The sequence below is a fragment of the Parabacteroides sp. merdae-related_45_40 genome (assembly GCF_001915675.1).
On record NZ_MNQY01000001.1, the window covers coordinates 1 to 4950 of the forward strand.

Sequence of the window (4950 nt, forward strand, 5' to 3'; positions counted from 1 at the left end):
ACTGGTCCCCATGACTCTCGATAAACTGAAGATCGACCCTGCTTTGGCCACCGGACCGTTTATCACCATCACAAACGATATTATAGGTATGATGATCTACATGTTCATTACGTCTGCACTGGCTGGATAAGCAAATGTAAAATTCACTGAAAAACAAATCATAAAAAGAGGCTTAAGACGAATTGACACCTTAAGCCTCCGATTAATATTACTTTAATACGAATTATCACATTTCATATTACCAACCTATTGGTTGCCCAATGTTCGGATTTGCCGTCACCTCGCTCTGAGGTAAAGGCCAAGAATCATTCTTCGGGAAAACACAATTACGGTTTTCTATCGTAATAAAAGCATCCGTATTAGGATTATAAGCACCATAAATTGGACCATTCATCGTTTCTTGCCCAATTCCCCATCGGCGAATATCATGATAACGCTTTCCTTCAAATGCCAACTCTACACGACGCTCACGCCGATAAAGTTCACGAACTTTTTCTTGTGTATTATAAACAGATTTATCCATATTTGGCATACCTGCACGATTACGAATCATATTAAGATATTTCTCCACATCCGGATTTTTCCAATCTCCCAATTCAACCAAACATTCGACATAATCCAATAATACCTCCGCATAGCGATATAATACATAGTCCAAACTTCCACGTCCAGAAGCACGATCTTGTTCACTTAACCATTTTTTAAGCATATAACCAGAACGTACTGCTCCCGTTTTACTAAAATAATCACTGGACGATTCATTAAAGGGTTCATATTTATAATTAGAAATAGAGGTGCTATCTCCTGGAACTACAACCGTACAATACAATCTAGGATCTCTATCCATGTAAAAAGGATTCTTCTCCAATTTTAATCTCTCTTCAGGAGATAAGGAAGTCAAAGGCTTTCCATCAGCTGTTTCAAATTCATCTACTAACGATTTCAAAACAGCACAGGTTCCTTGTCCACCCAAAATAGTACCCATACATCGAAACCAAAATTCTTTTAAACCGTCATTTGTAAAAATTATTCGTTCCTTATTCTGCTCACCTGTATAATTAAATAAATCACGGAAATTTTTACCAGGATCATCATCTGTTGCTGTCGTATAATAAAGTTCGAAAGCACCAGAATCAATCAATTTTTTTGCAGCTTCTTTTGCTACATCATATCGCTTAAACTGCAAATTTAAATCCATTTTTAAAGCCAAAGCCGAGGAACGAGACATACGCGATCTATTTCCTTCATCCCATAAAAAAGGACAAATTTCATCATCTGTAATAGATATAACATCATCTAAATCTTTATTAATAAATTCAAGACATTCTTCCACAGAGTTTCTTTTTTGATAAATATCTTCACCTGATAAAGCTGTAGATACAATAGGAATACCATCATTCCGTCCATACCACAACAACAATTGCATATGATACCAAGCTCTCCAAACTTTTACATCGGCAATCATCCTCTGTCGTTCTTTCTCTATCGTAAAATAAGCATCATTTACATGTTCAAGAAAACGATTGCAGCGTCGAATATAAATGTAATAATATTCCCAAATACTAGATATATATCCCCCCGAGGTTGGAGTGAGCGAGCCATTGCCCATGTTAATAACTTGTTGTTGGAAATTAGACAAGAAATACTCATTATCAGTATTTCCTTCCAAATGGAGCAAAGCCATATTGGGAGCCGTATAATGATAAGTACCATGAGGCCAAGATCGACATTGTCCCAAAGCACTTTCACACTCATTCATTGTCTTCCAAAAATCATCATCTGTAACACCTTTTGGATTATCTCTTGTTAAAAAGTCATCACAACTTGTTGTTCCCAATAAAATCAAAGAGGCCATACCCCAGATTTTCATTTTATTTATAACTTTCATCTGTGTCTAATTTTAATATATTCTACAATCAGAAATTTAAACTAACTCCAACAGAATATGTTTTTACCAACGGATAAGAACTTTTCTGCCCTCGACTTTCAGGATCTACCAAATTCTCTTTTGAAAACGTAAACGGATTTTGAACATTCGCATATACACGTATACCAGAAATGCCTATCTTTTTCAATCCCATTTGATCAAACATATATCCCAATTGAATATATTTCACACGGCAATAACTAGCATCGAAATGCCAGAAATCAGAAGTATGATTATTATTACCATAAGTTGAATTTGGAGCCATACGGGGATAACGAGCATCGATATTACTCGGAGTCCAATAATCCATCTGAATAGCTAAAGGCGTCTGACCATCTCCACCAGTATTCAATCCAAACGAATATGGTTCAGAATAATAGGCATCTACTCCTTGAACACCTTGAAACAGAACTTCTAGATTCCACTTCTTAAAATTCAAAGACAGATTTGCAAAATAATTCAACGAAGGTTGTTCGTCACCACGAATTACACGATCTTCAGTCGTAATTTTACCATCTCCATTGTTATCAAGATAATGGATATCACCCGGCTTCTGTCCGTCAAAAATAACAATTCCTTCTTTTGGCACAAGATCGCCATTTGTGTCTATAACAAAATCATCCTCTTGTAATAATCCTTGAGTCGGATAAACATAAAAACTATTTAATGCATAACCTTCTTTATGTATTTTACTTCCATTATCATACGGACCACCAAAAAGTTCTTCTATCTTATTTTCATTATGGGATAACCCTCCGTGAATGCTAAAACTAAAGTCTTTCGTTACTTGAGTACCATAAACAAAGTCAAGCTCCCACCCTCTATTCCTCAACGAACCTGAGTTAAGATATGTTTTCTTTGTTCCACCAATATAAGAAATCGGAGGCTCTAGAATCAAATCAGTTGTCAATTTATTGTAATAATCAAACGTAATAGACAAATCTTTAAATAAACGAATATCTGTTCCCACATCTAACATCTTAACAGTCTCCCACGTCAGATTCGGATTTCCGAAAGAAGACTCATTACCATTACTCGCATCAATCATGGATTGATATTTATACAAGCCAATGTTTTCATTTCCCAATAAACCATAAGAAGCTCTTAGCTTAAACTCATTCAGAAATTTTCTCGTTGGTTCCATGAATTTTTCCTCATGAACATTCCATCCTCCTCCAACAGAAGGAAAAACCCCGAATTTGTGTCCAGGTCCAAAGCGAGACGATCCATCACGACGTACAGTTGCCTCTAATAGATAACGACTATTAAACGTATAATTAGCCTTTGCAAATAAAGAAACCATCGACCATTGATCCCAGTCATCTTTATTTGTCAGTTCTTGATTATATCCTCCGATCGCAAACAAACGGTGTTTATCTCTCTCGAACGTATACTCTAGCGTCCCACCAAGATAATAATAGCTCGAGCGGTTTTGCCCACTCTTATCTATAGCATCCCAAGTTTCTAACAAAGAATTACTACTATAATCAAAAAAGTTGTACGCCTTACGCTTTCGAGTATTCGTCGAACTTGTCACTTGATAAGAGTAACGAGCACGTGCAATCAGATGTGGAATAATTTCCCAACGCGGAGAAATATTGATATTAATATTATCCGATAATAATTGATACTTTCCTCCCTGATCCATCATCGCAGCAGGATTTCTTTGCTCAGGCCTGTTACCATAATAAATAATATCACTTCCTTCCTTCAGCGGGTAACGAGCAACAGTATTAGGTGGTGTCGCATACATCCAATCAATAATACTACTTGTATAAGCACCATCCCTATACATAGGCTCTGTTCTTTTCGTCCGATAAGAATTGAAATCCATATCTACAGACAAATTATCCAACAAATTGACCGTCGTATTGGCACGGATATTCAATCGATCTGCATTTGCTTTATCTATCAATCCCTCATTATTCAAATAATTGACAGTTAAAGCAAAACGAGCTAAATTACTACCTCCTGAGACTCCTACAGAATGACTTTGTACCATTCCGTTTTTGAATAAAAAATCAGACCAACTATTATCTGGATATTTATATGGATCCACATGATTACGAGTATTTTCTATATCTGATTGAGAATAAACAGCATCACCTCCAATATTTTGATTGGCAGAATTAACCATTTCCATATAACCAGCAGCATCTACAAAATCTGGCAGATAAGTTGGTTGCTGTATACCCACATATCCATTATAAGATATATTTATTTTTCCTGGCATCCCACGACGAGTCTTAACAACAATAACACCATTGGCCGCGCGAGCACCATAAATAGCCGAAGCAGCAGCATCCTTCAAGACTGTTACACTTTCAATTGTATTTGGATCCAATTGATTCATATCCATAGGAATACCGTCAACCAATACCAACGGATCATTATTCGTAATCAACGATGAAATACCACGAATCTTAATTGTAGCTGCATCCGCTCCTGGTAAACCGGAACTTTGTGTCACATTTAATCCAGTTATTCCTCCTTGCAATGATTGAGAAAGAGAAGTAATTGGCTTAGTTGACAAGTTTTTAGTAACATCTAGAGTAGAGACAGCAGAAACGGAGTTTACTCTTTTCTCTTCAGAAATACCAGTCACCACAATCTCATCCAATTCTTCGGAGTCCGCAGTCAAAGAAACTGTCAGATTACTAATAGAACGAGAAACAACATATTCGTAATCCTTAAACCCTAAATATCTAAAAATCAACACATCTCCTTTCTTTGCTTTTATGCTAAAATATCCATTCCCATCACTCACTGTTCCCAAAGATGTTCCTTTAATCAAAATATTTACACCAGGTAAAGGATATGGAGGTTCTGTATTTTCAAGAACCTGTCCTTGTATAGTCCAATTTCTATCGTCAGCAATATTGCTGACGATATCCGATGCATCGGATATCTCTTTCCGGGCGATTGCGATATAATCCTCAATTTGTTTAAAAGAATAACCGTCGCCCAATACAGAGCGTAATGCTGTCAAAATATCAGAAGTCTGGATATCCACCGATACCACC

3 protein-coding genes are annotated in these 4950 nt (G+C 36.5%); 1 reads left to right on the forward strand and 2 read right to left on the reverse strand.

Annotation, left to right across the window (positions count from 1 at the left end; all coding sequences use genetic code 11):
• The coding region (locus BHV83_RS00005) for a magnesium transporter (RefSeq protein ID WP_286755105.1) at positions 1 to 130 on the forward strand (130 nt) is incomplete at its 5' end.
• Positions 131 to 238: 108 nt separating this feature from the next.
• On the opposite strand, the gene BHV83_RS00010 is transcribed toward BHV83_RS00005, so the two are convergent.
• Both BHV83_RS00010 and BHV83_RS00015 read right to left on the reverse strand, forming a co-directional pair.
• Positions 239 to 1888 (reverse strand): RagB/SusD family nutrient uptake outer membrane protein, encoded by a 1650-nt coding sequence (locus BHV83_RS00010; RefSeq protein ID WP_122205445.1) that lies wholly within the window; start codon positions 1886 to 1888, stop codon positions 239 to 241.
• 28 nt (positions 1889 to 1916) lie between these two features.
• Positions 1917 to 4949, reverse strand: a complete 3033-nt coding sequence (locus tag BHV83_RS00015; RefSeq protein ID WP_286755103.1) for a SusC/RagA family TonB-linked outer membrane protein — start codon at positions 4947 to 4949, stop codon at positions 1917 to 1919.
• Position 4950 lies beyond the last annotated feature (1 nt).

Excerpts from the sequence above, each read along its gene's own strand:
- BHV83_RS00010 (WP_122205445.1), bottom strand. The coding sequence starts at position 1,888 with ATGAAAGTTATAAATAAAATGAAAATCTGGGGTATGGCCTCTTTGATT.